The organism is Pseudomonas sp. P5_B2, assembly GCF_056400445.1.
In genome coordinates, this window is sequence record NZ_JBFULH010000387.1 from 1 (window position 1) to 3,888 (window position 3,888).

A 3,888-nucleotide genomic window follows, 5' to 3' on the forward strand; every position below is an offset into this window, starting at 1 on the left:
GGTATTTCCTTTGGTCTTTATTGGGGTAGCGAATGGCTACGTTTATTAAGCACTGACAACGATTCTTCAAAAAACGCTGTTTCCTGCGTTGCAATACCGGGATAAGTCGGTATGTAATTTTCATCGAAGCACCAGGCTTCTTCGTTTTTCTCCGAACGTTGAGGATGAATAAGTAGACTCAACGATGCGGACATTATTTTTGGTGGTAGCTGCTTATGTACTTCATTCAGTGGAAGCATGTGCAGGATCTCGCCAAGTGCGAGTTTAAGTACTCGCTCTTCACCGAGTATCGGTCTTGTTCCAGCACGAATCGGTGTGTCCTCAAGTATTTTACGAGTGACCGTTGTATACCCGTCTCCGCAGTAACCCACGGCATAGATTTCAAAGTCGTGGGTGTGATTCATGTCATAGATGAACGTTTCACTTTCGTCTTGGGACGAGACCGGTGACCAAAAACCCAATCGAACTGTAAACAAGTCGTTGTAATGCAATACAAAGGCGTAAGCGCTATAAAGACTGTTTTTCGTGCTGAATCCCTCTTGCTGAATAGCGTTGTAAAGATGCTCGCTCAGCAATGTACGGTTGGTGGCCAGTTGACGCAGATCCTCTATTATTCTTGGCTTGTCTCGCTCTAGATCGTAAGCCAGCATGCGCTCAACAAACGTCTTCAATTTCATGCGGCGTAACTCTGCTGGTCGAGTAAAAAGTTCAGGCGACTGTTTTGCAGGTTTCGCAGCAGTGGCACGAAATGCAGTGCGGTTTGCGGATCGGTATGCTGTATTACCTGAAATGCTTTCCATGCGACGGCGGGGTGGTAGTGATAAACCAATTCTTCGGCGACTTTGCCCGCCTCTGGATCCTGCGCGGCTTCAAGTAACTCGAGGCTCACCAGGTAGCGTGCGGCACTGTCGTCATGGGGAAACCAGGCGACTTTGCGTCGTGAGGCACGATCAAATACCCCGATGTCTGAACTTCTATCGGGCAGGTTGATACTGCCAATGAAGGCCGCGTGCCCGTTGCCCGTGGGGTTGCTGTCGTACAGGACCTTCGTGCCATCGATGAATAACGGATTGTCGGCGTCGACAATAATCTGCTTTCCCAATCTCAGATGATTGKCTTGTACCCCATAGAGCTGGACAGGAAATGACTGGTCGTTGATGGCAAACAAAACGCTGTTGCCTGGAACGGTGTACAGCAGGGGTGAAGGCGGCGCACGATCAGGTACTTTGAGGCTGATATTTCCACTTTCGTTACAATGCAGTATCAATGTTCCGGTATGGGTGTTTGTTGACTTCATGATCGCGGCACTTTTAGATGTTTCATGGAGGTGCTCGGATTTATTGTGTAACAAGCTGACTAGCTTTTGAATGTCGGCGGATGTGTCCAGGGTTTTTAAAGTCGTTAGCAGTTCGTTGGGTGACAGGGCGGCGTTTAAAAGTGTCTCGATCATGAAATGTTCTGCTTCGGGTTTTTTAGGCTGGGGCAATCAGGTGTTGGGGATGCTTGATACTTGCGGCGCTTGCGCTAGCTGCCAATATTTCTTTATGTCATGAATGTTTCCGACGTTCAGGCGCGGCGTTGTTCCCCAGCAATTGATTTCGCTGTTTGTTTGTATGGGCGTATTAATGATATTTGCGGCTGCGCGAAATGTCGGGGCGTCAGACCATTCCTCTATAAGTTTTTTCATAGTTGGCTCGTTTGATGTGGTTGTTTTGTGTTTTTAGTATGGGGAGGGCGACGACTAAAGGCAATTTAGTAGTTGTTAGGTGATGTTGTCAGTTGTTGTTGGATGTTTTCTGGGGGGGCAGATTCCGCTATGACGAAACTCTGCTTTTTCATCGATGATTACGCCGAGGCGGCACTGTTACGCCGCCACAGCCTGCCGCTGTTGATTCAGCAAAGGCACCGCACGCACCGAATTGCCAGGCTGCAGTTGCAGGCGTTTGGCGGTTATGCGGTCGACCACCAGGCTGTTGCCGACCATTCGCGCCTGGGCGGTGGTAATGCGGCAGTTTTCCAGGCGGCGGTTATAGATCAGCCACACCGGAGCCTGTTCGTCGGGGGTGCCTATCGCCAGTAGCAGCGCCTGGCTGTCGCGCACGGCGCGGATGTTCGACACGGGCGCTTCAATCACCGGCCCGGCGTCGAAAATATCGATGTAACCCTTATGGGCAAAACCCTCGGCATTGAGGATCCTCATGGCCGGCTCCGCGTTCGGGTGTGCTTTGCCAATTACGGCCTGGGCCTGTTCAGTCAGCAGGCAGGTGTAGAGCGGTTGGCGCGGCATCAGTTCGGCGATGAATGATTTGCTGCCCAGCCCCGACAGGTGATCGGCGTGGCTGAACTCCATTTTGAAAAAGTGCCGGCCGAGGCTGTCCCAGAACGGCGAACAACCCTGTTCGTCGGCGCTGCCACGCAGTTCGGCGATGAGCTTGTCGCCAAACAATTGCGGGAACTCGGCGACAAACAGCAGGCGCGCCAGCGACAGTAAACGACCATTTGTACCCTGGCGTTGATCGTGTCGCAGAAACAGCGAGCAGAGTTGCGATTGGCCGGTCATTTCGTTATTCAGAAACAAGGTCGGAATCTGCCGCTCAATCCCCAGGTCCGGCGAAGCGCTGACAGTCAGCCCGACCCGATAGTTGTACCAGGGGTCGCGCAAGCCCACGGCGCCGGCCAATGCACTGATACCCACCACGTGCTGTTCGTCATCCTCCAGCACAAACAGATAATCAGCATCCGCACGCTCGACCTGTGCGGCGAACGTGCGTTGGGCCCAGCGCACCCGATGCGCCAGGCGCTCCTCGCTGTCCGGCAGGGTGGTGAACCCGGGGCCGGCTTGTTGCACCAGATCCATCAAGGCGGGCAGATCGGTGACGTTAACCGGGCGGACAATCATGATGCTGCTCCTTCTTCGTACCGGGTCGGGCGCTGTCGTTGGGCACGGGGCCGGGTGATGCTCACAGGGCGATCAGCCGGATCGGGCTACCATCGGTCACGTTCAGGGCTACGCACATGTCGGCGCTCAACCGCACTGGTTGCCCGGGTTGGACATCCAGCTCAGCAACGATCGCTCGATAACCCTTGAGCGCGTCATTGCTGACCAGGTAACGCCCGCGTGCGTCGATAGACGAACCGGTGTGCACCGTGGCGGTCACGCTTTGGGCGATGGAGACCACGTTCGAGGTACGCGCATACAGGGTCGGGCCACCGTCGAACAGGTCGATGTAGCTGTTGGTTTCAAACCCTTCGCGCTGAAGAATATCGAAGGCTTCCTGGCCGTCGGGGTGAATCCGGCCGATACAGTCCTGCGCCGCCTGGGGCAGCATCGGCACGTAGATCGGGTACTGCGGCATCAGCTCGGCGAGGAAGGTCCGGGTTTCCAGGCCGCACAGGCGTTCAGCCTCGGCATAAGGCAGGTCGAAAAAGTGTTTGCCCAGCGCATCCCAGAACGGCGATTGCCCGTCATCGCTGCTGAAGCCGACGATTTYGGTGATCACAGCTTCCGCAAATCGCTGCGAATGGGCGGCGATGAACAGCAGCCGCGCCCGCGATAGCAACTGCGAAAACGCCGTGCGCACCAGCGGCGCGTCGATGTGAAAACCGCGCAGCAAGGTGTGACCGTTGAGGTCCTGGCAGAGCGACAGCGCCGGGACGCCATGCTCGATGTTCAGCTCCCGGGATGTGCTGGTGAAGTGGCGATTGCGCAAGYTGTAGAACGGCTCGTTGAAACCGGCGGTGGCGAGGATTTCCGAGCACCCGACCAGGCGCCGGACCGTCAGGTCCTCAAGCACAAAGAAGTAATTCTCCGGGCCAGGTGCCTCAACGTCTTTTTCGAACGAGGCGCAGGAATCGACAATTCTGCTGCGCAGGCGCTCGGTGTTGTCC

5 protein-coding genes are annotated in these 3,888 nt (G+C 55.3%); all 5 read right to left on the reverse strand.

All coding sequences use genetic code 11. The features are described from left to right. Positions 1-17 precede the first annotated feature (17 nt). Positions 18-677, reverse strand: coding sequence for a transposase (locus AC1DRJ_RS20980; RefSeq protein WP_477803828.1), 660 nt, complete (start codon positions 675-677; stop codon positions 18-20). Beyond that, positions 674-1,450, reverse strand: a complete 777-nt coding sequence (locus AC1DRJ_RS20985) for a hypothetical protein (protein ID WP_477803829.1) — start codon at positions 1,448-1,450, stop codon at positions 674-676. The genes AC1DRJ_RS20980 and AC1DRJ_RS20985 overlap by 4 nt, the downstream gene beginning before the upstream one ends. A gap of 36 nt (positions 1,451-1,486) precedes the next feature. Beyond that, positions 1,487-1,687, reverse strand: coding sequence for a hypothetical protein (locus tag AC1DRJ_RS20990; RefSeq protein WP_477803830.1), 201 nt, complete (start codon positions 1,685-1,687; stop codon positions 1,487-1,489). A gap of 177 nt (positions 1,688-1,864) precedes the next feature. Then, a complete protein-coding gene (astA, locus tag AC1DRJ_RS20995) occupies positions 1,865-2,899 on the reverse strand; it encodes an arginine N-succinyltransferase (RefSeq protein ID WP_477803831.1) in 1,035 nt (344 codons plus the stop codon). 61 nt (positions 2,900-2,960) lie between these two features. Beyond that, a partial coding sequence (locus AC1DRJ_RS21000; protein ID WP_477803832.1) for an arginine N-succinyltransferase occupies positions 2,961-3,888 on the reverse strand: 928 nt, incomplete at its 5' end.

Bases quoted from the DNA above. Each gene is read 5' to 3' on its own strand.
- AC1DRJ_RS20980 (WP_477803828.1), bottom strand. From the start codon at position 677: ATGAAATTGAAGACGTTTGTTGAGCGCATGCTGGCTTACGATCTAGAG.
- AC1DRJ_RS20990 (WP_477803830.1), bottom strand. From the start codon at position 1,687: ATGAAAAAACTTATAGAGGAATGGTCTGACGCCCCGACATTTCGCGCA.
- astA (WP_477803831.1), bottom strand. From the start codon at position 2,899: ATGATTGTCCGCCCGGTTAACGTCACCGATCTGCCCGCCTTGATGGAT.